A 22810-nucleotide genomic window follows, 5' to 3' on the forward strand; every position below is an offset into this window, starting at 1 on the left:
GGCTCCATGGGCCGGTCCTACGGAGCTGGCGATAACGCGAGCATGGAGAGTTTCTTCAGCCTGCTTCAGAAGAACGTGCTCAACACGAGATGCTGGAACACTCGCGCTGACCTCCGCCTCGCGATCGTTTCCTGGATCGAAACGAAGTACAACCGAAGACGCCGGCAACGCGGCCTCGGCAAACTCACTCCCGTAGAGTTTGAGACGATCTACACGGACGCGAAAGCGGCCTGATCACCCCAAACCCCAACTGTCAACCAAACCCGGGACAGACCCGATCAATCCGGCCGGGAAATGTAGTTGTCAGTATCCGCGAAGGAGGAACAACGAGTGGTATCCAGTCAGCTTTTTGTCGCTACGCATCAGCAGGCGAGTGCATTCGCACGAGGCGCCGGAGTCGCCCCGGAAGCAGCACGGAGAGTGGATCTCAACGGCCTGAGCGAAATCGAGATAGAGGATCTCGGTGTGCTCGCAGTGCAGGCAGTCCACGCTTCCGGCGCAGATACCGCTCTAGGACTAGTGGATATTGACCTGGACGCACTTTCCGTGGTCCCTGAGCCGGTTGTAGAAGCTTTCACGGAACTGAAGAATGCTAAGGCTGAAACAGCGGACAATGCCTCAGCAGAGCAAAACCCGAAGCTCGATGAGCTTGCGAAGCACTGGGCGGAACGCGAAGACGCAGAAGTCTCCGCCGTGGAAGCCGCTGCTTTGGTCACTAGAATCAGTGGACTGGCGTCGGCGGTGGCCAGCGCGGATGAAGACGAACGGCTTGGCCTGTATTACCTAGGCTCTGTTTAACTCGCCTCCTCTTCCCAATCGACCACCCCGGGCCGAGGGAAGCCCAGAAGCCTGCCGCCGCTACGCAACGCAACGAATATCTGCCATAATGTTTGGGTACTCGATCTATGCGGACCCTCTCTCCGCACGAGCATCGCGTCCTTCAGGATTTTCCGGAATAGCCCGCCCCACGGGCCGGTTCCGGAGGTCCGCCCAGTTCATGAAACAGGAGTGACCACAAAAGTGGCCGTTAAGATTCGCCTTAAGCGCTTCGGTAAAATCCGCGCACCCTACTACCGCATCGTCGTTGCCGACTCACGCACCAAGCGTGATGGCCGGGCCATCGAGGAAATCGGTAAGTACCACCCCACCGAGAACCCCTCCTTCATCGAGGTCAACTCGGATCGTGCTCAGTACTGGCTCTCGGTAGGCGCGCAGCCCACCGAACAGGTCATGCAGATCCTCAATATCACCGGTGACTGGCAGAAGTTCAAGGGCCTGCCTGGTGCCGAGGGCAAGCTCAAGACTAAGGCCCCCAAGGAAGCTTTCGTGGCTTCTGAGAAGGACTCAGTCATCGTCAAGGAAGCCATCACCCCCAAGGCCAAGGCGGCGGAGAAGCCCGCTGAGGCTGAGGTTGAGGCCGCTCCTGCAGAGGCCGAGGCTGTAGAAACCACCGAGGCTGAGTAATTTGCTAACTGACGCATTAGAGCACCTGGTCCGCGGAATCGTCGACATCCCGGAAGACGTGAGTGTGAAGTTCCGCAATGGCCGTCGCGGTGACACCCTGGAAGTCAGGGTTCATCCGGACGATCTGGGTCGGGTGATTGGCCGCCAGGGCCGCACAGCTCGTGCTTTACGCACGGTAGTGGCGGCATTGCCCGGTGGTGAGAGCGTGCGCGTCGATGTCGTCGATACCGACCGGCGGCGCTAGTTCCCAACAACGTGTCAGCAACTGAATGACGATGATGGCTCCCAGCGGATAAGCTCGGAGCCATCATTCGTCTCAGCCAACAGGTATACATCTCAGGATCCCTCGTAGCTTCAGGAGAATCGCATGACCTCTCAGGACCATCAGCAGCCTGATGCAGTCCGCGTCGCCCGGATCGGCAAGCCGCACGGAATCCGCGGCGAAGTCACGGTCGAGGTGCTCACCGATGCACCGGAGAAGCGTTTCGCGCCAGGTGCGGTCTTCGCGACGGAGCCCGCTGCTCAGGGGCCGCTGACAGTGGCCTCGGCGCGCTGGAACAAGGGCATCCTGCTACTCGGTTTCGAAGAGACCCCGGACCGCAATGCTGCTGAGACCCTGCGGGGGGTCCGGCTGCTGGCGGAGACAGACGAAGCAGAGGATGATGCGGACGCCTGGTACGAGCACGAGTTGGTCGGACTGCAGGTGCGCGTCGATGACCGAATCATCGGGGAAGTGGCAGAGCTCCAGACCCGGCCGGCGCAGGATCTTCTGCTCATCCGGTTGCAGAGTGGCGATGAGGCACTGGTTCCTTTTGTCGAGCAGATCGTTCCGGAAGTCTCAACGGAACAGGGTTTCCTCAGGTTGACCCCGCCCGAGGGGCTGTTGGACCTGGGTGATTGAGCCCATGCGCTTCGACGTCATCAGCATCTTCCCGGATTACCTGGCGCCCCTGGAGCTCAGCCTCATCGGTAAAGCTCACCAGGAAGGGTTGCTCGAGCTGGCCGTCCATGACCTGCGGGACTTCACCACGGACCGGCACCGTACCGTGGATGACACCCCCTATGGCGGCGGGGCCGGGATGGTTATGAAACCGGAGCCCTGGGCCCAGGCTCTGGAAACCGTGCTGAATCTGCCCGCTCGCACCCCCGGTATTGCTGAAGCCGGAAATGCTGCCGAGCCGCCCGTACTGATTGTGCCCTCACCCGCCGGGGAGGTCTTCCATCAGAGCATCGCTCAGGAGCTTTCCCAGGAGCCAAGTCTGGTCTTCGCCTGCGGCCGGTACGAAGGGATCGATGAAAGAGTCCTGGACTGGGCCTCCGAGCGATTTCGCGTGCGGCCGCTGAGCCTGGGGGATTATGTGCTTAACGGGGGAGAGGTAGCGGTTCTCGCGATGGTCGAGGCCATCGCCCGGCTGATCCCCGGAGTCGTTGGGAACCCGGCTTCCTTGGTCGAAGAGTCGCATCAGGACGGCCTGCTGGAATACCCCGTATACACGAAACCGGCGGTATGGCGGGGCCGGGAGATCCCGGAGACTCTGCTCTCCGGACACCATACCCGGATAGCCCGTTTCCGCCGCGACGAGCAACTGCGCAGAACCGCCGAGCGCAGGCCCGAGCTATTAGCCGTTATGGACCAGGAAGCCCTGGACCGGGCCGATCTGGAAGCGCTGCGGGAGGCCGGCTACGAACAGTAGCCGTAGGAGCAGTTCTCACCCGAGCCGCCGGATTCGAGCTTGCCCAGCAGCTGTGGCAGAATAGATCATTGCGTCCGCAGGTCAGATACTGCCACTGGGGTAATCCGGCTATGGTGCGGCGCGCCGGCTGGCCAGCCCTGTGGTCGGGCGGTTCCTATCGCTTCGGCAGCTTTCGTCACCTGGAGGGGACTTTGGCTGCCGCAACCCAAAGCGGGCGACCAGTGGCGTCTGCCAGGAGATGCACAATGCACATCCTCGATTCTGTTGATGCAGCCAGTCTGCGTCAGGACGTCCCGGACTTCCGCGCCGGTGACACGCTCAAAGTTCACGTGAACATCATCGAAGGAAACCGCTCCCGTGTTCAGGTCTTCCAGGGCTTTGTCCTGGGCCGCCAGGGACACGGCGTGCGGGAGACCTTCACCGTTCGTAAGGTCTCCTTCGGCGTGGGCGTGGAGCGTACCTTCCCGGTGCACTCGCCAATCATCGAGAAGATCGAACTCGTGAGCCGTGGTGATGTCCGCCGTGCCAAGCTCTACTACATGCGCGAGCTGCGCGGCAAGGCTGCGAAGATCAAAGAGAAGCGTGAGAACACCAGCTCCGCTAAGTAAACGCAGCAGAAGCGAAGTACGGTCTTGTCGACTGAACTGACCGGACAAGCCAAACGCCGGCCTAGGAAACTGGGCTGGCGTTTCGTTTTGATCGGCCTGATCGCAGTGGTTCTGGTGAGCGGCCTGATCCGGGCTCTGTGGGTCGAGGTCTACTACATCCCCAGTGAGTCGATGGAACCGCTTTTCATTGCGGGGGATCGGGTGGCCGTCTCCCGAATGGACAGCGGGATCGAATCGCTCCAGCGCGGCGATGTGGTGGTTTTCGACGGGCGGGGTTCCTTCGACCCGCTCAATTCCGGCCGCGGGCCGGTGACCGATCTCTTCCAGGGGGTAGGCCAGTTCCTGGGTCTGGTGGGCAGCGATACCGTCTACGTCAAGCGCATCCTGGGCATGCCGGGCGATCGGGTGAGCTGCTGCGACGCGTCCGGTCGCCTGGTCGTCAACAGCCAGGCTGTCGATGAACCCTATCTGTACGCGGGCAATGAATCTGGTGCTGAAGCCAGCCAGGTCGCTTTTGATGTTCTCGTGCCGCAGGGTAAGTTGTGGCTATTAGGTGATCATCGCTCGCTCTCCGCTGACTCTCGTTCCCTGTTGGGTGCCCCCGGTGGCGGCCTGGTCTCGGCGAGTAAAGTCATCGGCAGGCCGATCCAGATCTTGTGGCCGCTGGATCGAGCCGGTGCGGTACCGCGTACTCCGGTGGGGCCATAAGAGCAGAGCAAGGAAAGGGCAGGGCGTAGATGTCTCAGGAAGCAGCGGAAACCCCGGATGCGGAGCAGCGTGCTGCTAAGAGCAAGACGAAGAAACCTGCCACCGTCTGGACCTGGCTGCGGGAGATCGTGATCGTCATCGTCATCGCGCTGGCCCTCTCTTTCCTGATCAAGACCTTCCTCTTCCGCCCGTACTTCATCCCATCGCCGTCGATGGAGCTGACCCTGCAGAAGGACGACCGGATCTTCGTCAACGTCCTGACGCCGCAGTTCTTCCCGCTGCAGCGCGGTGACATCGTGGTCTTCAAGGACACCCAAAACTGGCTCCCGCCGACGCAGACCACCCCGCCCAATCCCTTCCAGCAGGGTCTGATCTTCGTGGGACTCATGCCGGATCAATCGCAGCAGCACCTAGTGAAACGGATTATTGGCATGCCGGGAGACCAGGTGAGCTGCTGCGATGTGCAGCAGCGGATCACTGTGAACGGCACCTCATTGAACGAGCCTTATCTCTACCCGGGAACCGATAATACGATTGGCCCCAACGGAACGTTCAATGTCACGGTGCCGGACGGCAAACTCTGGGTCATGGGCGACAACAGGAACAATTCCGCGGATTCTCGGGCGCATCAGGACTCCCCGGGGCAGGGCTTCGTATCGGTCTCCGATGTCGAAGGCGTGGCGACGGTGATCGCCTGGCCTATCAACCGTTGGACGATCCTGGGGAATTATCCCGAGACGTTCAGTGAAGTCCCGGCACCTTCTGACTCAGCTAGCAGCCCGGAACCGGCCCCGGCTGGCTAGTGGACAGCACGGCAGAGGCAGGGCAGGAAGCAACGGATTCGCGCCGGAAACCAGTGGTTAAGGCCGCCCCCACCCTGACGGTAGAGCGTTCGCTGATGGCTTCCGGGGCCCGTTTCATCGCCGGTGTCGACGAAGTCGGCAGGGGAGCGCTTGCCGGCCCGGTCAGCGTCGGGATTGTGGTGGTGGACGCGTCCGCGCAACGGCCCCTGGCCGGGGTGCGGGACTCCAAGCTGCTCTCCCCGGCGGAGCGAGAGGCTCTTGTACCGCTGATCCGGCAATGGGCGGTAGGCAGCGCTGTGGGGCATGCAGCGGCTGCGGAGATCGATGAATGGGGGCTCAGCGCAGCATTGCGGACGGCTGCTCTCCGGGCCTGGAAGCAGCTGCTGGCAGCCGGAGTCCGGGCTGAGGCGGTGATTCTGGATGGTAAGCACAACTGGATCTCAGCGCAGCAGTCGAGCATCTTCGAGCTCGCGGAGACCGGTGGTGATCTTCATGACGGACCGGAGGTAGAGGAAGGGATCGAAGCGCCCGTGCACACCCGAATCAAAGCCGATCTCGAATGCCTCAGCGTCGCTGCTGCCAGTGTGCTGGCTAAAGTGGAGCGCGATACCCAGCTGACCGAACTGGACCGGAAATTCCCGCAGTTCGGCTGGAAAGTCAATAAAGGATACGCCACGGCTGCGCACCGGGCCGCGATACAAGCCTCTGGCCCCAGTCCGTGGCATCGGATGAGCTGGCAGCTGGTTCCGCGTGCAGTGCCCTCAGCGGTCCTAGCGGCTGCTGCAGATGCTGCGGATAAGGCATGATGGGGCTATGAGCACCGAAGACCTCGAGAATTACGAGACCGAGATGGAGCTCCAGCTCTACCGGGAGTACCGGGATGTGGTTGGCCTGTTCAGCTACGTGATCGAGACAGAGCGGCGCTTCTACTTGGCGAATCACGTGGATCTGCAGACTCGCTCTGCCGATGGCGAGGTGTATTTCGAGCTGAATCTCCAAGACGCCTGGGTCTGGGATGTCTACCGGTCGGCGCGCTTCGTGAAGAGCGTCCAGGTGATCACCTTCAAAGATGTCAACGTCGAAGAACTCGTGCGCTCTGATGATCTGGAACTGCCGAAAGATGCCGGTCTGACCTCTTAGAGTTCGCTCCTCCACAGGGGTAATTACTGGGGTTTTCTGCACATGGGCGCGTTCACGACTGCCTGGTGTATATACCGAGTGGAACGCTCAATGCATGACAGCGAAGCAGGTTTTAGGAGCTTACGGTGAGTCCCTTGCCGCTGCGTATCTGACGCGGCAGGGCATGACCGTGCTTGAGAGCAATTGGCATTGCGCCCGTGGGGAGATCGACCTGGTGGCCTTCGACGGCGAGATCCTGACCGCCGTTGAGGTCAAGACCCGGCGCTCGATGCGCTACGGTCACCCTTTTGAGGCGATCACCGATGCGAAGCTGAGCCGTTTGCATACTCTTGCCGTTTTGTGGGCGCGGCAGCACGGCTACTTCGCTTCACAGCTCCGAGTGGATGCCGTAGCGGTATTGCTGGACGGGGCCGAACCGCGCATCGAGCATCTGCGAGGGCTGTACCGATGAGTCTCGGCAGAACATATGCGGTAGCGCTTATGGGCTTGCGCGGCAATATCGTGGAGATCGAGGCGGATATCGGCCAGACCCTGCCGAGCTTCCAGATCTTGGGGTTACCGGATGCCTCGCTGCAAGAGGCTCGGGAGCGGATCAGAGCCGCTGCTCATAACGCAGGAGTCCCGCTGAGCCGCAGGAAGATCACCGTGAACTTGCTGCCGGCTTCCCTGCCTAAACGCGGCAGCTCTTTCGATCTGGCCATCGTCATGGCTGCTTTGCGAGCAGCGGGGGACATCCAGGACCCGGGGAAGTGCGTCTTCCTCGCTGAGCTGGGCCTTGATGGCAGGCTCCGACCAGTACGTGGGGTCCTGCCGGCGGTCGCCGCAGCGGTCCGGCTGGGATTCCGCCGGGTAGTCGTTGCCAGCGCAAACCTGGCTGAGGCGCAGCTGGTTCCTGGTTCGGAGGTGATCGGCTGCGCCGGCCTTGGCGACGTGGCCCGGGGATTCGGCGCTGACCCCGAGGGCTTAGTCGTCGACCAGGAGCCTTTTTCGCCGACAGCGCCGGGCACGGATCCCACCAAGGGGATCTTGCCCGATCTTTCCGAAGTAGCGGGTCAGGATGAAGCCCGGATCGCGCTGGAAGTCGCTGCCGCAGGAAGACATCACCTGCTGCTCAAAGGGCCACCGGGTGCGGGGAAGACCATGCTCGCCGAAAGGTTGCCCGGCATCCTTCCGGACCTGGAAGAACAGGAAGCGATGGAAGTGACCTCTGTGCATTCGCTCTCCGGCCCGGAACAGGGCTGTGCCGGGTTGATCCGCAGACCGCCTTATGAGAATCCGCACCACACCGCCAGTTCCGCGGCTATTATCGGTGGCGGCTCCGGTATTCCGAGGCCAGGGGCCGCTTCCCGGGCGCATCGAGGCGTACTTTTTCTGGATGAAGCACCGGAGTACGAGCGTCGAGTGCTCGACGGCCTGCGTCAGCCTCTAGAAAGCGGTGAACTAGTCATCCACCGCTCTGCGGGCGTGGCCTCTTTCCCTGCACGCTTTCAATTAGTGCTTGCGGCCAACCCCTGTCCCTGCGGTCAGGCTACGGGGAAGGGGCGGGATTGCACCTGTACGGCATTAGCCCGACGCCGCTACTTCAGCAAGCTTTCCGGCCCATTGCTCGACCGGGTCGATGTGCAGATCGCGGTAGGCCGATTATCGCCGGCGCAGCTCTCCAGTCAGGAGCAAGGAGAGCCCAGTGCGGCAGTGGCCCAGAGAGTACTCTCTGCCAGGGAAAGAGCGCGATGCCGTTGGCGGGAGCACGCTCTGACGGTCAACGCCGAAATACCTGGACGCCTGCTGCGCGGGCAGTTCCGGTTATCCGAATCGGTCACCCGGAGCCTGGACACAGCATTGGAGCGTGGAGTGATCACAGCCCGGGGCTACGACCGGGTGCTGAGGATTGCCTGGACACTGGCAGATCTGGCACAGCAGAACCGTCCCGGAAGCGATGAACTGGGTCAAGCGCTGATGCTGCGTCAGCACGGTGAACTCTCATGAGCACCGGAGCCGTGGAGCCTGCTGAAACTTCCGAGATCCTCTGGGCTCGGGCCGGTCTCAGTCGCCTGCTCGAACCGAATGACGGCCCGGCCGCTGCGCTGAACCGGATACTCGGGCCGCGAAAGATGCTGCGAGTCATTCAGGGGCGGGAGCGGATTCAGTCCGCACAGGAAGAAGCTGCAGCGGAATGCCTGAGCGCAGAGACCTCTCTGCGCTGGCGTGGGCTCGACGAGTCGCTTGCGCGCTGGCGGACCAGGTTAGCAGCGCTCGACCCTCAACGAGATCTCGACGCAATTCACCGGTTAGGCGGCGGCCTGCTCATTCCCGAGGCGCTCGGCTGGCCGCATTCCCTGAACGATCTGGGGCTTTCCGCCCCGCAGGCGCTGTGGTATCTGGGAAATCGGCCGCCGAAAGTGCCCGCTGCCGAGCATTGCATAGCGGTTGTCGGCTCCCGGGACTGCACGGGTTACGGGCGGACCATCGCCTATGAACTCGCCACCGGGCTTGCCGAAGCCGGGCTGACGGTAATCTCCGGTGGAGCATACGGCATCGATGGAGCTGCCCACCGTGCCGCGCTCGCGGCCAGGGCAAGTCCGGAAAAACCCGGATTGCCGACTATCGCGGTGATGGCCGGGGGGCTGGATCGCTGGTACCCCCAGGGGAACGAGGAATTGCTCAGAGAAGTCCGCAGCCGAGGTTTGCTGCTCTCCGAAGTTCCCGTGGGCACAGCACCCAGCCGCTATCGATTCCTGCAGCGGAACCGGCTGATCGCTGCATTATCAGCCGCAGTGGTCGTGGTGGAGGCGCGCTGGCGCTCCGGGGCGCTCAACACCGCGCATCATGCGCTGGCTCTCGGCCGGCAGGTCGGGGCCGTTCCGGGGAGAGTGGACCTGGCGCACTCTGCGGGCTGCCATCGATTGCTCAGAGAAGGGGCCGTTTGCGTTACTGATGCTGCTGAAGCGGCGGAGCTCTCCGGCAGCATCACCAGAGCCTCTGGGCTAGCGGAACAGCTCCGCCGCGAACAGCCTTCAGGGCAGCGAGCTCAAGCTAAAAGGTCAGAGCGGCGGGTGCACGATGGACTGGCCACGGAAGACCTCATGATCTTCGATGCGCTGCCGGCTCGCAGAGGTTTTGTACCAGGGAGGATCAGCGAGCTTTCGGGCTTGCCCATGGAGAAAGTCCGGGCCGGGCTGGGGCGGCTGGAGCTCCTCGGATTGGCGTGTCAGGTCAACCATGCTGATGGCCGGCGCTGGCGGAAGCTGGAGCGCGATGCATGATTCTTGAGCTGAGTTGGGAAAGCGTGAAGCAGCTTGATACGGCGATTCCGCTTGCCTTCAGCGGCCCGGAGCAGCAAAGTGAAAGAGTGTCCGAGACATCGCTTCCCGAGACCTACGCAGCCGCCACTGCCGGGTTCGGTACGTATCTGCACGCCGAACGCGCCCGTTCGGCGCATACGATCCGCGCCTATCTTGCGGACCTGCACAACCTCTTCGAATTTGCGATCCGGGAAGACATAGCGGACCCTGCGGAAATCGACCTCAGCCTGCTGCGCAGCTGGCTCGGAGAGCAGAGCCTGGCCGGCCTGAGCCGCGCGACGATCGCCCGGCGGGCTGCCACAGTGCGCACCTTCATGGCCTGGATGCTTCGAGAAGGCCGGATCGACACCGACCCCAGCCTGCGCATGGGGTCCCCGAAACGTCAGAAGCACCTACCGGGTATCGTGCAGCAGGGACGGGTCGAACGCTTCCTCAGCCCGCTGAAACAAGGCGCTGAAGACGGTGACCCGGTCGCGAAACGCGATCTGGCAATGGCCGAGCTGCTCTACGCAGCGGGGCTGCGCGTCGGTGAGCTGGCCGCTCTTGATATCGACGATCTGGACCTGGAACGACGAACCGTCCGGGTGCTGGGCAAAGGCAATAAAGAGCGGGTGGTGCCCTTCGGCATACCGGCGGCGAGGGCGCTCGAGAACTGGATCCGCACCGGCAGGCTAGCACTGCGGACCGATACGAGCGGCGCCGCGCTTTTCCTGGGTGCCCGCGGAGGTCGCATCGATCAGCGTCAGATCCGCTCCGTCGTGGCCAGAGCGCTGGAAGCCCTGGGTGAGACCACGGCCAGAAGCCCGCACGCCCTGCGGCACAGCATGGCCACCCACTTGCTCGATGGCGGTGCGGACCTGCGCGCCGTCCAGGAAATGCTCGGGCACGCTTCGCTAGCGACCACGCAGATCTACACGCACGTCTCGGTGGAGCGGCTGCGCTCCAGTTACCAGCAAGCGCACCCCCGGGCCTGATAGCACTGGCGTAATGCTCCGGTATACGGCACAATAATCATTAGTTCGAACAAAACGCTGTTAAAGCTGAATATCTCACATGCCGGAACCATGGCAGAAGGTCGTTGGGGAAGACGCACCTAAGGCTATGGAGGATGGTATGTCTGTTGTGGCAACGCGCGGAGTTATTTTCATACACTCCGCGCCATCGGCGTTATGCCCGCATATCGAGTGGGCTCTCGGCTCCGTCCTGGATGAGCGGACCGATCTCCAGTGGACCCAGCAATCAGCCGCGCCCGGAATGTTCCGAGCAGAGTTGAGCTGGACCGCCGCGCAGGGCACCGGTTCCCTTCTGGCCTCGGCGCTCCGCGGCTGGGCTCATCTGCGCTATGAGATCACCGAAGAACCCAGTGCCGGGGTCGATGGCGGCCGCTGGTCGCACACCCCGGAGCTGGGCATCTTCCACGCCGTCACGGATGCGCACGGCAATATCATGATCTCCGAAGACCGGATCCGGTACGCCTACGAATCCGGAGCGGGCGATGCGGCCAAGGTCTACCACGAGCTCTCCCTGGCACTCGGTGAAGCCTGGGATGAGGAACTCGAGCCCTTCCGCTACGCGGGAGAAGGCGCCCCAGTACGCTGGCTGCACCGAGTAGGCTGAACAAGCCGGCCTTAGTACCTCTTCCAAAGCCTGATGTTGAAGGGCCCCGCACCAATGGTGCGGGGCCCTTCAACATCACCAAGCAGCCAGCTCAGTGATCAGCTCAGTAATCTCAGTAGTTACGGATCACGATGACGGCGTTGTGGCCGCCGAAGCCGAAGGAGTTGCTGAGCGCGACGATATCCCCGGAAGGCAGATCTCGGCGGGAAGTTACGACATCCAGCGGGATCTCCGGATCCTGATTCTCCAGGTTGATGGTCACCGGAGTCGTTCGCTCCTGCACCGCTTTCACCGTGAGCACGGCCTCGACCGCCCCTGAGGCGCCCAGCAGATGCCCGGTCTGGGACTTCGTCGCGGAGACCGCGACGTTATCGACATGCTTGCCCAGCGCACTGTGCAGCGCCGTGTATTCCGGCTTGTCGCCCACCGGGGTGGAGGTCGCATGGGCGTTCACATGGACGATGTCCTCGGGCTGAACCCGGGCATCGAACATCGCTGCTTTGAGCGCACGGGTCGCCCCCAGGCCTTCCGGGTCCGGAGCGGTGATGTGATAAGCGTCCGCGGTCACCGACGTACCGGCCAGCTCGCCGTAGATCCTCGCGCCACGGGCCAGTGCGTGCTCCTCGGCTTCTAGCACCAGGGCACCCGCGCCCTCGCCCATCACGAAGCCGTCCCGATCCGCGTCATAAGGACGGGAAGCGCGCTGCGGGTCATCATTGCGCTTAGACAGCGCCTGCATCGAGGCGAAGGAGGCCAGAGTCATCGGGTGAATCGCGGCCTCGGTACCGCCTGCCATCACCACATCGGCTTTTCCGGAGCGGATCAGCTCCACGGCCTGGTGCAGGGCTTCCGTTCCCGAGGCACAGGCCGAAACCGGAGTGTGCGCCCCGGCACGGGCTCCGAGATCCAGGCTGACCGCAGCTGCCGCACCATTGGGCATCAGCATCGGCACGGTCATCGGCAGCACGCGTCGCGGCCCGCGGTCCTTGAGCGTATCCCAGGCGTCGAGCAAGGTCCAGACTCCGCCGATCCCGGTAGCGAAAGCCACCGCGAAGCGGTCCTGGTCGACATCCGGAGAGCCGGCATCCGCCCAGGCCTCGCGCGCCGCGATCACCGCGAACTGACTTGAGGGGTCCAGGCGCTTCGCCTCGACCCGGCTGAGCGCCTCGGCTGCCGGGGTCGAAGCCCGGGCAGCGAAAGTCACGGGGAGCTCGTATTCGGCGACCCAATCATCGTTTAGGGTGCGGGCACCGGAGACACCGGCCAGAGAGTTCTGCCAGGTCGTAGCCACGTCACCACCGATCGGGGTCGTGGCGCCTAAGCCTGTGATGACTACTTTGCGGGACATGCTTCACTCTCCAGGAAAGACGGAAAAGATGGTGGTCTGAAAATGAGGGGTTTGGTAGAGCTCAGCGAAGGGGGCGAGGCGGCTACGGCCAGCCTCGGCTGCGGTGGGCGCTCATCTGGGCGCCCACCGCAAACCAGCCGGTCTTTATGCCTGGGCGTTAGCGATGTACTCCACTGCATCGTTAACGGTGGTGAGGTTCTTGACTTCCTCATCCGGAATGCGGACGCCGAACTTCTCTTCAGCGTTGACCACGATGGTCATCATGGAGATGGAGTCGATGTCCAGGTCTTCGGTGAAGGACTTCTCCAGCTCCACGGCTTCCGGGGCCAGCCCGGTCTCTTCGTTGACGATCTCGGCCAGGCCGGCCAGGATTTCCTCTTTGCTCGCCATAACGGCTCCTTTTCTGGTATTTCCCTGCTGTTCCGCCCGCTCATCTAGCTGCGGGCCGTGTCGATCAAACCACGGATGCGGTCTGATCAGCGATCGGAGCCGTACCGTACGGTACACCTGCTCTTCTCCGGCCGCCGGAAACTTATCATCGGATCAATCGGTAACGCATTCCTCAGGGTAACTCGACGACCTGCGCGCCGAAGACCAGCCCCGCGCCGAAGCCGATCTGTAGGGACAGCCCGCCGCTGAGCTCCGGGTGCTCTTCGAACAGACGGCAGGTGGCCAGCGGGATGGATGCTGCAGAGGTGTTACCGGTCTCTGCGATATCCCGAGCCACCAAGACATGATCGGGCAGCCCCAGTTCCTTCGCCAGGGAGTCGATGATGCGCATATTGGCCTGGTGCGGCACGAAAGCCGAAAGATCTGCTGCGGTCACGCCGGCAGCTTCCAGGGCTTCTTTGGCAACTTTCGCCATCTCCCAGACCGCCCAGCGGAAGACCGTCTGCCCGTCCTGCCTGAGCGTGGGCCACAGCTGAGCCTCCGTCTCCAGAACCGAACCCACTGCCGCTCCGTTGCCCTGCTGGGCGGCAAGTGAAAGGGTTCTGATGTCCAGAAGCGAATGGGTCATACCGATGGCATCCCATTTACTGCCGTCCGAGCCCCAGACCGAGGGGCCGATGCCGGCGCTGTCTGCGGGCCCGATCACGGCGGCACCGGCTCCGTCCCCGAGCAGGAAGGAAATCGTGCGCTCATGATTATCGATGACGTCCGAGAGCTTCTCCGCGCCGATCACCAGCACGTAGTCGGCCTGGCCGGAGCGCACCAGGGCATCGGCCTGGGCGATGCCGTAGCAGTAGCCGGCACACGCCGCAGAGATATCGAAGGCAGGGGCCGGGGTGGCCCCGAGCCGCTCCGTCAACTGAGCCGCAGCCGATGGTGTGGCATAGGGGTGGGTCACCGTGGAGACCAGCACGGCACCAAGTTGAGAGGCTTCGATCCCGGCGCTCTCCAGGGCCTGGCGGGCGGCGGCTTCCGCCATATCCGTGACGCTGACTTCTTCTGGTGCCCGCCGGCGGGTCACGATTCCGGTGCGCTGCTGGATCCATTCATCGGAAGAGTCGATCCACTGGCAGACGTCTTCATTGGTCACCACGATCTCGGAGCGGTAAGCGCCGAGCCCCAGGATCTTGCTGTGCTCATGGCCCCTGGTCTGCTTGAGCTGCGGGCGGGCCTGCTGGGACGGGGAGTCCACCATGATCAATGTCCGCCTTCCGTGAATTGACGGCTTGAACCACTGCCGGAGGTGGCCGGAGTGAGGTCAAGGAGCTCTCGGGCGGCATCGAGATCCGCCGGCGTCTTGACCGCGACGCAGCGAACTCCGGGCATCGATCGTTTGGCCAGCCCCGTGAGCGTGCCTGCGGGGGAGAGCTCGATCAGCCGGTCGACGCCCAGCTCGAGCATCGTGGCCATGCATGCGTCCCAGCGTACCGGGCGGCACACCTGGGCGACGAGGCTCTGAAGCACCTCGGAGCCGCTGGCCACCGAGGCTCCGTCGAAGTTGGAGAGCAGTGTGAGCTGCGGATCCTGCGGCTGCATCTGGCCGGCGAGAGCCGCCAGGTTCGCGATAGCGGGAGTCATGTGTTCGGTGTGGAAGGCTCCGGCGACGCTCAGCGGTATCACCCGAGCCCGGGCCGGGGGATCAGCCGCCAAAGCGGCGAGCCTTTCCAGGGTTCCTGCGGCCACGGTCTGCCCCGAGCTGTTGAGATTGGCAGGAGTCAGCCCTGCCTGCTCGATGGCGGCGAGCACTTCTTCCTGCACTCCGCCCACTACCGCGCTCATGCCGGTGGCTTCGGCTGCGGCCGCGCCGGCCATGCCCCGGGCTCGTGCTGCGACGAATGACATCGCCGATGCTTCACTGAGCACTCCGGCCAATGCCGCCGCGGTGATCTCACCGACCGAATGCCCCGCCAGAACCGGGCCTTCAGAGTCGGCTGAAGCTGAAACAGAAGTGATCCCGCCGGGCCACAGCGCCTTGGCCGATACGAGCCCGGCAGCGACGATGAGCGGCTGGGCAACAGCGGTATCTTTGATGGTCTCGGCATCGGAGACGGTGCCGTGGGCGATGAGGTCGACTTCGGCGATCTCGCCCAGGGCTTCCAGCTGTTCGCGAGCTCCGGGAAGTTCTAGCCAGGGCTGGAGGAAGCCAGGGGACTGAGCGCCCTGTCCAGGGCAGACGATCGCAAGCACGGTTACTAGCCTTTCAAAGATCCCCGCTGATACAGCTGTTCAGGAGCACGAAGCTCCATGGGAAGAATTGTAGGTTATCTACAAAATGAGCGGGTTCAGGTGGCGGAAACTTTCTGAATTTTAGTTGATTTCCGATCATTACCGTTAACGGGCAGGCCTTCTGCGGAAGCAGCAGCCCCGCTTTCGCCGAGCCTGCCCACTGTCAGAGCCGTCTGGAGGACGAAAGCCTCACGCGGAATCAAAGGATCCCAGCCGGTCACATCGATAACTCTCCGCAGCCGGTAGCGCACGGTATTCGCGTGCACGAAGAGCTCCCGTGCCGTGGCCTCGAGGGAATGCCCCAGGGCGAGATAGCCGCTCAGGGTTTCCTCTAGGCCATTGCCTGCAGTACGCAAGGGGAGGTAGATGCTCTCGATCAGGGCCGCTCGGGCACCATCATCACCGTTGATCACCCGCTCCGGCCAGAGATCTTCCGAAGAGACAGGTCGCGGCGCCAGGGGCCAGGCCCGCACCGCTGCCAGACCCGCGAAGGCGGCCCGGGCAGAGTAGCTGGCTTCCATGAGCGAGGCCGCCTCGGGTCCGTAGACTACTGGCCCCGGGCCGAAGAGCTCGCAGAGTTTCTGAAAGGCGATCTGCTGATCGCAGACCCCGCCGAGGATCAGGATCAGACGTTCGCCCTGAATTCCCACCAGTGCATCCTCGGCCTGCCGGGCCGCCGCCCGGCGCAGCTCGGTCACGAAGCCCTGCCCCGGCTCTGCGGGCATACTGCCGACGAGCACCATGAACCGCCCTGTGGAGCGCCAACCGAGGGCGGCGATCCGGGAGCGCAGTGCATCGGTGCTCTCACCGCGCAGAATGGCATCGACGATCAAGGATTCCAGCCGGGTATCCCAGGATCCCCGGGTCTCCGCGGCCCGGGCGTAGACGTCCGCGGCCGCGAAGGCGACTTCGCGGGCATAGCGCAGCACGGCTTCCCGCAGCGCAGCCTCATCCCCGGGCGCGGCCAGCTCCGGGACCTGGTCCTCCACCACCTGAACGACGATCCGGATCAGCTGCAAGGCTTTCTGCAGGCTGATCGAGCGGGTCAGCTCGGTGGGCGCCTGGCCGAAGACATCCGTGAGCACCCAACCGGGGGAGGATGGCTTCTGGTAGTAGTTCACGAACGAGGCGATGCCGTTCTGTGCGAGCAGACCCAGCGCACTGCGTTCCTGTGCGCTGAGCCTGCGGTACCACGGCAAGGCTGAATCCAGCCGCTGTGTGGTCATCGTGGACAGGGCGCTGATGCTGTCGCGCAGCTTAGCCAGGGTCTGCGGATTGCTCGCAGTCACCGGTCCAGCGGCCTTGCTCATCGTGGGCTTCGCCTCTTAGCTATCGCCGCCGGCGTTCCCGGTGGTCCCGGCGTTGACATCAGCGAGTCGGTACTTCTCGATGGCCTGGCCTGGGGCCTGCCAATCGACTTCGCCCCGGCGGGCGAGCATCTCTAGAGCCCGGACCACGATGGAGTGGGCATCGATCTTGAAGTAGCGCCGTGCGGCAGCCCGGGTATCGGAGAAACCGAAGCCATCGGCACCTAAGGTGGCGAATTCGTTCGGCACGAACTGCCGGATCTGATCCGGCACGGCCTTCATGTGATCGGTCACCGCGACGACGGGCCCGGTAGCCCCGGCCAGCTGCTGAGTCACGAAAGGAGTCCGTGCTTCAGCACCCGGGTCGAGGAAGATCTCCTCTTCGGCGGCCAGGCCGTCCCGGCGCAGCTCAGTCCAGGAGGTCACCGACCAGACATCGGCTGAGACACCCCACTCATCGGCCAGGATTTGCTGGGCCTCCAGTGCCCAGGGCACCGCCACGCCGCTGGCCAGGAGCTGAGTCCGAGGGCCGTCGATCTTCGCTGGAGTCAGCAGATAGATGCCCTTGACGATGCCTTCGACGTCTACTTCCTCCGGCTCGGCGGGCTGCTGGATCGGCTCGTTGTACACCGTGAGGTAGTACATGACATTCCGATCGTCTTCGCTCAGCGCGGGGTCGTCGCCGTACATGCGCTCTAGGCCGGATTTGAAGATATGTGCGATCTCATAGCCGTAGGCGGGGTCATAGCTGATCACCGCAGGGTTGGTCGAGGCCAGGAGCAGCGAGTGCCCGTCAGCGTGCTGGAGGCCTTCGCCGGTGAGCGTGGTCCGGCCCGCAGTGGCTCCGATGATGAAGCCGCGGGTCATCTGATCGGCGGCGGCCCAGATGGAGTCACCGGTGCGCTGGAAGCCGAACATCGAGTAGAACACGTAGACCGGGATAAGCGGTTCGCCATGCGTCGCATAAGCGGTGCCCGCAGCCGTGAAGGCGGCGACCGAACCGGCTTCATTGATGCCGGCGTGCACGATCTGCCCGGCGGGGGACTCCCTGTAGGCCAGAACCAACTCACGATCCACGGAGAGGTAATTCTGCCCCTTCGGGTTGTAGATCTTGGCGGTCGGGAAGAAGGAATCCATGCCGAAGGTCCGCGCCTCATCGGGAATGATCGGCACGATCCGCTTGCCGAAGTCCTTATCCCGCATCAGGTCCTTGAGCAGCCGGACGAAAGCCATCGTGGTCGCGGCGTACTGCTTGCCCGAGCCCCGTTTGGCCACCTCGTAGGACTTCTCCTCCGGAAGCACCACCTCGGTGTGCTTATCGCGCCGCTCCGGGACGAAACCGCCCAGTTCCTTGCGCCGTTCCATGAGGTATTCGATCTCGGGAGAATCCGTCCCGGGGTGGTAGTAAGGCGGCCGGTAGGGATCCGCTTCCAGCTGCTCATCGCTGATCGGGATCCGCAGCTGGTCCCGGAAGTCCTTGAGATCCTGCAGGGTCAGCTTCTTCATCTGGTGCGTCGCGTTGCGGGCCTCGAAGTGCGTGCCCAGCCCGTAGCCCTTGACGGTGTGCGCCAGGATGACCGTCGGCTTGCCCTTGAACTCCATCGCGGCCTTATAGGCGGCGTAGACCTTGTGATAGTCGTGACCGCCGCGCTTGAGGTTCCAGATGTCCTCATCGGTCATATCCGCGACCATCTCTTTGGTCTGCGGGGATTTGCCGAAGAAGTGCTCCCGGATGAATCCGCCAGACTCCGCCTTGAAGGTCTGGTAATCGCCGTCGACCGTAGTGTTCATGATGTCGACGAGCGCGCCGTCGTCGTCCTTGGCCAGCAGTTCATCCCACTCCCGGCCCCAGACGATCTTGATGACGTTCCAGCCAGCACCGCGGAAGAAAGCCTCGAGCTCCTGCATGATCTTGCCGTTGCCGCGGACGGGGCCGTCCAGGCGCTGCAGATTGCAGTTGACCACGAAGGTCAGATTGTCGAGCTTTTCGTTGGCCGCCAGCTGGAGCAGGCCGCGCGACTCGGGCTCATCCATCTCGCCGTCGCCCAGGAAAGCCCAGACATGCTGCTGCGAGGTGTCCTTGATGCCCCGGTTCTCCAGGTAGCGGTTCGACTGCGCCTGGTAGATCGCGTTCATCGGGCCGATGCCCATGGAAACGGTGGGGAACTCCCAGAACTCCGGCATCAACCGCGGGTGCGGGTAGGAAGACAGGCCATGCGGGGCCTTGGACTTCTCCTGGCGGAAGCCATCGAGATCGTCCTCGCTGAGCCGGCCCTCCAGGAAGGCCCGGGCGTACATGCCGGGGGAGGCGTGGCCCTGGAAGAAGATCTGGTCGCCGCCACCGGGGTGATCCTTGCCCCGGAAGAAGTGGTTGAAGCCGACTTCGTAGAGCGTTGCCGCGCCGGCATAGGTGGAGATGTGCCCGCCGACCCCGATCTCCGGGCTTTGCGCGCGGTGCACCATGACCGCGGCGTTCCAGCGCAGCCACTTCCGGTAGGTCCGTTCAATCTCTTCATCGCCGGGGAAATCGGCTTCCTGATCGATCGGGATCGTGTTGACGTAGTCCGTGGTCGTGACCATGGGCACGCCAACGCTCTGCGCTCCGGCACGCTGAAGCAGTGAACGCATGATGAACTGAGCCCGTTCCGTGCCCTGCTCTTTGATCAGGGCATCGAGGGATTCGATCCACTCGGCGGTCTCTTCCGGATCTTTGTCCGGAAGCTGGTTGGTCAGCACGCTCAGAATGTGAGAATTCTCTTCCCCGGCAGTCACGTTTAACCTCTCCGCATCTCATATGAAGCATGTGTCGTGCTGGTGCTTGTATTTCGGCTCGGCGGTCACACCGCCTCATACCAAGGAGCAAGCGACAGCGACGTCGGGATCGCGTCGGTGGACGCAACAATCCACTCCCCACTCTAAACCGGCCCAGCCTCCTATGCGTAGCCAGGATTACTAGGCTCTGGTCCGGAGTAACGCCGCGCCGAGCCCTAGGCTTCCGAGGAATCAGTGCGGGAATGCTTGATACCGGCAGATTTTCAGTGTTTTCTTGTGATAAAGCACATACTCTCAGAAGGCTCTGCGACACTAGAGGACATTAGAGACAGCCACTGCTCAGCATCTAGGGCATAGTGGTAGGTAGTGCTAGGAAGCTGTAGAGAAGCTTCTAGAGAAGCTACAGAAAGGCATGGAGGAAAATCGTGAACGATGCCGACTCCGGCAACGGCAGCGCAGTCACATCGCTTGGTGAGACAGGTTCGGCCACCGCAGCGGAACAATTGGGATTCAAGGCCGGTGACTTGATCCAGGAATTCGGTTACGACGAGGACGTTGATTTCGCCCTGCGGGACAGTGTCGAGGAGCTCACCGGCAACGAGATCCTCGAAGAGGAAGATCACGACGTGGTCGACGCCGTCCTCCTCTGGCAGCGCAGCGATGACGATGACCTGGTGGATTCGCTCATGGACGTCATCGGGGATCTCGATGAGGGCGGTGTGGTCTGGGTGTTCACGCCGAAGTCCGGGCGCAGCGGATACGTTCCGCCATCGGAGATCCAAGAGGCCGCGCCGACAGCCGGCCTGCACGTGACCAGCACCGCGGGGGTCAGCGATGATTGGGCCGCTACCCGCTTGGTGCCGCGCCGGAATCACAAATAAGCTCTCCCGTGGGCGGCCTCGTCATCAGCCCTGAGGGTCTGCAGCTGATCGGTGCCCCGGCGCCGGTGTTCGACCTGCCGAATCAGCATGGCGAACAGGTCACCCATGAGGCGTTGCGGGGCCGCCCAGCGTTCCTGATCTTCTTTCCTGCAGCATTCTCACCCATCTGCGACGGCGAACTGCGTGAACTGCAGCGGCGCAGGGAGGGGTTGGAGCCGGCGCATCTGCTGGCAGTTTCCACCGATACGAAATTCAGTCTCCGCGCCTATGCCGAAGCCGAAGGCCTCGGCCTGGAGCTGCTGAGCGACCACTGGCCGCATGGCGAGGTCTGCCGGCGCTACGCAGCCTTCGACGATACGCGGGGGGCAGCTCACCGGGTGAGCGTGCTGATCGATTCGCACGGTGTCATCCGGGACGTCTTCCAGAGCGAAGCAGGCGCGACGAGGCCCATCTCCCGTTACCTTCAAGCGCTCGCGAGCCTCCAGGCGCTGGGGCAAGAGTCATGACGGATCCATCCCGCAAATCGTGGCAGCCGCTTCTCGACATGCTCTCCGGGGTCCTGGCTCGGGGCCGCCGGATCGCGGTGCTCACCGGAGCCGGCATCAGCACAGATTCCGGGATCCCAGATTACCGCGGCCCCAGCTCCCCGCGACGAACTCCCATCACGTATCAGGAATTCGTTTCAGATGATGCGTAGCGGCGCAGGTACTGGGCCCGGAACCAGCTGGGCTGGCGGCATATGCACCGGGCCGAGCCCAATGCCGGGCACCGTGCCCTGGCTCGGCTGGAGCAGCGCGGGCTGCTCACTGGGATCATCACCCAGAACGTGGACCGGCTGCATGAGGATGCAGGGTCCCAGCGGGTGATCGACCTGCACGGGCGCTTCGACCAGGTGATCTGCCTGAGCTGCGCGACCCGGTTCAGCCGGGAGGCTGTCGCGGAGCTCATGAATCAGTGGAATCCGGGCTTCCTGGCCGAGGCAGCCAAGCGCGGGCAGGTGGAGCTCGCCCCGATGCCGATGCCGACCTCGTCGATGCAGAGCTGATCAACGCGTTCTCCATCGCGCCGTGCCCGGTGTGCGGCGGGATGCTGAAACCGGATGTCGTCTTCTTCGGCGAGAACGTCCCGAAAGATCGGGTCGAGCAGTGCTACGCGCTGGTGGCGGAGGCCGGTGGTCTGCTCGTGGTGGGCTCATCGCTGACGGTGATGAGCGGGCTGCGCTTCCTGCGCCGAGCCAGCAAAGACGGCCAGCCGGTAGCCATCGTCAACCGGGGCGAGACCCGCGGTGATGATCTAGCGGAAGTCACCGTGGCGGCCGGAGCATCCGAGGTATTGAGCTTCCTCGAACAGGCCCTGCCCGGCCGATGAGTGTTTAGTCAGAACATCAGGTACAGTAGAGGATCGTAGTTTCAAGGGTCTTTAGCTCAGCTGGTAGAGCGCCACGTTTACACCGTGGATGTCATCGGTTCGATCCCGGTAGGACCCACCACACGAAAAACCCCGCCAAATCAAGGAACTAGAGTTCCTGATTTGGCGGGGTTTCGTATGTTTGTGGCGTTTTTGTGGCGAAAAACAGCCCTTTATTTACAACGATTTGCAGCGGCCTGATCACCCCAAACCCCAACTGTCAACCAAACCCGGGGCAGACCCGGCTTCTGAAGGTTATGAGTTTGGGTGGGGCGTGTTTTACCTGATAGGTAGAGGCGGACTTCTACGACCGGGCTGTGTACTACTATTAGACGTGCTGGGCTCTGAAGGCTTCGGGTCTCAAGGGCGGACCTTACGCGAACATGCAATCACCAGGTAGGTGGAGGCTCATCAGCTTTGTTACTCATTTTCACACCCCATACTTTAAGTGATCTATATCACATAAAATTCTGTGCAAGATGAGCTATGCTATGAAAATACTTTAAGTATCCCATGGTGTGTAAATAGTATTTGGGGGGTGTTCGATAAACAATCAATCAATTTCATTGTTGGGAGTAATTTTATGAAGAATTATCGTCCAGTTTTTAATTATGCACTCGCACCCCTTCTGGTTGTTGCACTCATTGGTTCAGGCGGAGCGGTTGCGTCAGCAGCTAGTTCTACCAACGGGTCTTCAGTTGGGACCGAGCATCAGGTGGTGGGTAAAGAAATTCTCAATAGAGATGAAGCCGGCCAATTCGAAAGTCTCCTTGATGAGACAAGAAGACTGGCAGGTAAGCAGCCCTTAAGGGTCAATGAATTTTTAGCAAGAGTGGCCCAACATTATGCTCAAAGAATGGCCTCCGGCGACGCGGCATATGTGCATAATCCATACTATTCCAAGCAGATTCCAGCTGGTTGGTCTCGTTGCGGTGAGAACATCGTCAAAAGAGGCAACAAAGATATACCCGCAATGCATCAGTCATGGGTGGATAGCCCAGGGCACTACGGAAACATGATAGGGGATTACACGGATGTAGGCATAGGATTTGCTACATCGAGTTCCGGAGAAGCTTTTGCTGT

General features: G+C 62.5%; 25 protein-coding genes, 1 tRNA gene and 1 pseudogene. 21 read left to right on the top strand and 6 right to left on the bottom strand.

Annotation, left to right across the window (positions count from 1 at the left end; all coding sequences use genetic code 11):
• The 16 genes from C501_RS0101375 to C501_RS0101450 form a co-directional block, all read left to right on the top strand.
• Positions 1-234: integrase core domain-containing protein (locus C501_RS0101375; RefSeq protein ID WP_018133846.1), on the top strand; the 234-nt coding region annotated here is incomplete at its 5' end.
• A gap of 96 nt (positions 235-330) precedes the next feature.
• Entirely contained in the window at positions 331-798 is a 468-nt protein-coding gene (locus C501_RS0101380) for a hypothetical protein (protein WP_018133847.1), read from the top strand.
• A gap of 222 nt (positions 799-1020) precedes the next feature.
• Positions 1021-1464, top strand: coding sequence for a 30S ribosomal protein S16 (gene rpsP, locus C501_RS0101385; protein ID WP_026174482.1), 444 nt, complete (start codon positions 1021-1023; stop codon positions 1462-1464).
• Position 1465: 1 nt separating this feature from the next.
• Positions 1466-1708 carry an RNA-binding protein gene (locus C501_RS12100; RefSeq protein WP_043567872.1) on the top strand — a complete coding sequence of 81 codons (243 nt, stop codon included), beginning with the start codon at positions 1466-1468 and terminating at the stop codon, positions 1706-1708.
• 123 nt (positions 1709-1831) lie between these two features.
• Positions 1832-2365, top strand: coding sequence for a ribosome maturation factor RimM (gene rimM, locus C501_RS0101395; protein ID WP_018133850.1), 534 nt, complete (start codon positions 1832-1834; stop codon positions 2363-2365).
• 4 nt (positions 2366-2369) lie between these two features.
• Complete coding sequence (gene trmD, locus C501_RS0101400; protein ID WP_018133851.1) at positions 2370-3158, top strand: tRNA (guanosine(37)-N1)-methyltransferase TrmD; 789 nt, start codon at positions 2370-2372, stop codon at positions 3156-3158.
• Between the two features lie 245 nt (positions 3159-3403).
• Entirely contained in the window at positions 3404-3766 is a 363-nt protein-coding gene (gene rplS, locus C501_RS0101405; protein WP_018133852.1) for a 50S ribosomal protein L19, read from the top strand.
• Positions 3767-3790: 24 nt separating this feature from the next.
• Positions 3791-4474, top strand: a complete 684-nt coding sequence (gene lepB / locus C501_RS0101410; protein ID WP_018133853.1) for a signal peptidase I — start codon at positions 3791-3793, stop codon at positions 4472-4474.
• Between the two features lie 29 nt (positions 4475-4503).
• Positions 4504-5277, top strand: coding sequence for a signal peptidase I (gene lepB, locus C501_RS0101415; RefSeq protein ID WP_018133854.1), 774 nt, complete (start codon positions 4504-4506; stop codon positions 5275-5277).
• Positions 5277-6083, top strand: coding sequence for a ribonuclease HII (locus C501_RS0101420; RefSeq protein WP_018133855.1), 807 nt, complete (start codon positions 5277-5279; stop codon positions 6081-6083). The genes lepB (C501_RS0101415) and C501_RS0101420 overlap by 1 nt, the downstream gene beginning before the upstream one ends.
• A gap of 7 nt (positions 6084-6090) precedes the next feature.
• Entirely contained in the window at positions 6091-6417 is a 327-nt protein-coding gene (locus C501_RS0101425) for a DUF2469 domain-containing protein (protein WP_018133856.1), read from the top strand.
• 94 nt (positions 6418-6511) lie between these two features.
• Positions 6512-6868: a YraN family protein gene (locus C501_RS0101430; protein WP_018133857.1), complete on the top strand. Its 357-nt coding sequence runs from the start codon at positions 6512-6514 to the stop codon at positions 6866-6868.
• The gene (locus tag C501_RS0101435) at positions 6865-8403 is read left to right on the top strand and encodes a YifB family Mg chelatase-like AAA ATPase (RefSeq protein WP_026174483.1); all 1539 of its coding nucleotides are present in this window, start codon (positions 6865-6867) and stop codon (positions 8401-8403) included. The genes C501_RS0101430 and C501_RS0101435 overlap by 4 nt, the downstream gene beginning before the upstream one ends.
• Positions 8400-9680, top strand: coding sequence for a DNA-processing protein DprA (dprA, locus tag C501_RS0101440; RefSeq protein ID WP_018133859.1), 1281 nt, complete (start codon positions 8400-8402; stop codon positions 9678-9680). Before C501_RS0101435 ends, dprA begins: the two co-directional genes overlap by 4 nt.
• A gap of 86 nt (positions 9681-9766) precedes the next feature.
• On the top strand, positions 9767-10693 hold the full coding sequence (locus C501_RS0101445; RefSeq protein WP_026174484.1) for a tyrosine recombinase XerC: 927 nt from the start codon (positions 9767-9769) through the stop codon (positions 10691-10693).
• Between the two features lie 139 nt (positions 10694-10832).
• Positions 10833-11336: a DUF3145 domain-containing protein gene (locus C501_RS0101450; protein ID WP_026174485.1), complete on the top strand. Its 504-nt coding sequence runs from the start codon at positions 10833-10835 to the stop codon at positions 11334-11336.
• Positions 11337-11448: 112 nt separating this feature from the next.
• Here C501_RS0101450 and fabF read toward each other — a convergent pair whose 3' ends face one another.
• The 6 genes from fabF to aceE form a co-directional block, all read right to left on the bottom strand.
• Entirely contained in the window at positions 11449-12684 is a 1236-nt protein-coding gene (fabF, locus tag C501_RS0101455; RefSeq protein WP_018133862.1) for a beta-ketoacyl-ACP synthase II, read from the bottom strand.
• Positions 12685-12828: 144 nt separating this feature from the next.
• Positions 12829-13074 carry an acyl carrier protein gene (locus C501_RS0101460; RefSeq protein WP_018133863.1) on the bottom strand — a complete coding sequence of 82 codons (246 nt, stop codon included), beginning with the start codon at positions 13072-13074 and terminating at the stop codon, positions 12829-12831.
• Between the two features lie 172 nt (positions 13075-13246).
• Entirely contained in the window at positions 13247-14329 is a 1083-nt protein-coding gene (locus C501_RS0101465) for a beta-ketoacyl-ACP synthase III (protein WP_018133864.1), read from the bottom strand.
• Between the two features lie 2 nt (positions 14330-14331).
• Positions 14332-15321, bottom strand: a complete 990-nt coding sequence (locus C501_RS0101470) for an ACP S-malonyltransferase (RefSeq protein WP_018133865.1) — start codon at positions 15319-15321, stop codon at positions 14332-14334.
• Between the two features lie 95 nt (positions 15322-15416).
• Entirely contained in the window at positions 15417-16670 is a 1254-nt protein-coding gene (locus C501_RS0101475; protein WP_018133866.1) for a PucR family transcriptional regulator, read from the bottom strand.
• A 15-nt stretch (positions 16671-16685) separates the two neighbouring features.
• Positions 16686-19439 carry a pyruvate dehydrogenase (acetyl-transferring), homodimeric type gene (aceE, locus tag C501_RS0101480; RefSeq protein ID WP_018133867.1) on the bottom strand — a complete coding sequence of 918 codons (2754 nt, stop codon included), beginning with the start codon at positions 19437-19439 and terminating at the stop codon, positions 16686-16688.
• 425 nt (positions 19440-19864) lie between these two features.
• Between aceE and C501_RS0101485 the strand changes: the two genes are divergently transcribed.
• From C501_RS0101485 to C501_RS13820, 5 genes and pseudogenes are all read left to right on the top strand, one after another.
• The gene (locus C501_RS0101485) at positions 19865-20320 is read left to right on the top strand and encodes a DUF3052 domain-containing protein (protein ID WP_018133868.1); all 456 of its coding nucleotides are present in this window, start codon (positions 19865-19867) and stop codon (positions 20318-20320) included.
• Positions 20321-20328: 8 nt separating this feature from the next.
• Positions 20329-20826, top strand: a complete 498-nt coding sequence (locus C501_RS0101490; RefSeq protein ID WP_018133869.1) for a redoxin domain-containing protein — start codon at positions 20329-20331, stop codon at positions 20824-20826.
• Positions 20823-21688, top strand: a pseudogene (locus C501_RS12105) (NAD-dependent protein deacetylase). Before C501_RS0101490 ends, C501_RS12105 begins: the two are co-directional and overlap by 4 nt.
• Positions 21689-21733: 45 nt before the next feature.
• Positions 21734-21809: transfer RNA gene (locus C501_RS0101510), tRNA-Val, on the top strand.
• Between the two features lie 456 nt (positions 21810-22265).
• The coding region (locus C501_RS13820; RefSeq protein ID WP_156807567.1) for a CAP domain-containing protein at positions 22266-22810 on the top strand (545 nt) is incomplete at its 3' end.

This window comes from Acaricomes phytoseiuli DSM 14247 (assembly GCF_000376245.1).
Taxonomy (GTDB): Bacteria; Actinomycetota; Actinomycetes; order Actinomycetales; family Micrococcaceae; genus Renibacterium; species Renibacterium phytoseiuli.

Excerpts from the sequence above, each read along its gene's own strand:
- lepB (WP_018133854.1), top strand. The coding sequence starts at position 4,504 with ATGTCTCAGGAAGCAGCGGAAACCCCGGATGCGGAGCAGCGTGCTGCT.
- C501_RS0101430 (WP_018133857.1), top strand. The coding sequence starts at position 6,512 with ATGACAGCGAAGCAGGTTTTAGGAGCTTACGGTGAGTCCCTTGCCGCT.
- C501_RS0101435 (WP_026174483.1), top strand. The coding sequence starts at position 6,865 with ATGAGTCTCGGCAGAACATATGCGGTAGCGCTTATGGGCTTGCGCGGC.
- rimM (WP_018133850.1), top strand. The coding sequence starts at position 1,832 with ATGACCTCTCAGGACCATCAGCAGCCTGATGCAGTCCGCGTCGCCCGG.
- fabF (WP_018133862.1), bottom strand. The coding sequence starts at position 12,684 with ATGTCCCGCAAAGTAGTCATCACAGGCTTAGGCGCCACGACCCCGATC.
- C501_RS0101465 (WP_018133864.1), bottom strand. The coding sequence starts at position 14,329 with ATGGTGGACTCCCCGTCCCAGCAGGCCCGCCCGCAGCTCAAGCAGACC.
- C501_RS0101425 (WP_018133856.1), top strand. The coding sequence starts at position 6,091 with ATGAGCACCGAAGACCTCGAGAATTACGAGACCGAGATGGAGCTCCAG.
- rplS (WP_018133852.1), top strand. The coding sequence starts at position 3,404 with ATGCACATCCTCGATTCTGTTGATGCAGCCAGTCTGCGTCAGGACGTC.
- trmD (WP_018133851.1), top strand. The coding sequence starts at position 2,370 with ATGCGCTTCGACGTCATCAGCATCTTCCCGGATTACCTGGCGCCCCTG.
- dprA (WP_018133859.1), top strand. The coding sequence starts at position 8,400 with ATGAGCACCGGAGCCGTGGAGCCTGCTGAAACTTCCGAGATCCTCTGG.
- C501_RS0101475 (WP_018133866.1), bottom strand. The coding sequence starts at position 16,670 with ATGAGCAAGGCCGCTGGACCGGTGACTGCGAGCAATCCGCAGACCCTG.
- C501_RS0101450 (WP_026174485.1), top strand. The coding sequence starts at position 10,833 with ATGTCTGTTGTGGCAACGCGCGGAGTTATTTTCATACACTCCGCGCCA.
- C501_RS0101460 (WP_018133863.1), bottom strand. The coding sequence starts at position 13,074 with ATGGCGAGCAAAGAGGAAATCCTGGCCGGCCTGGCCGAGATCGTCAAC.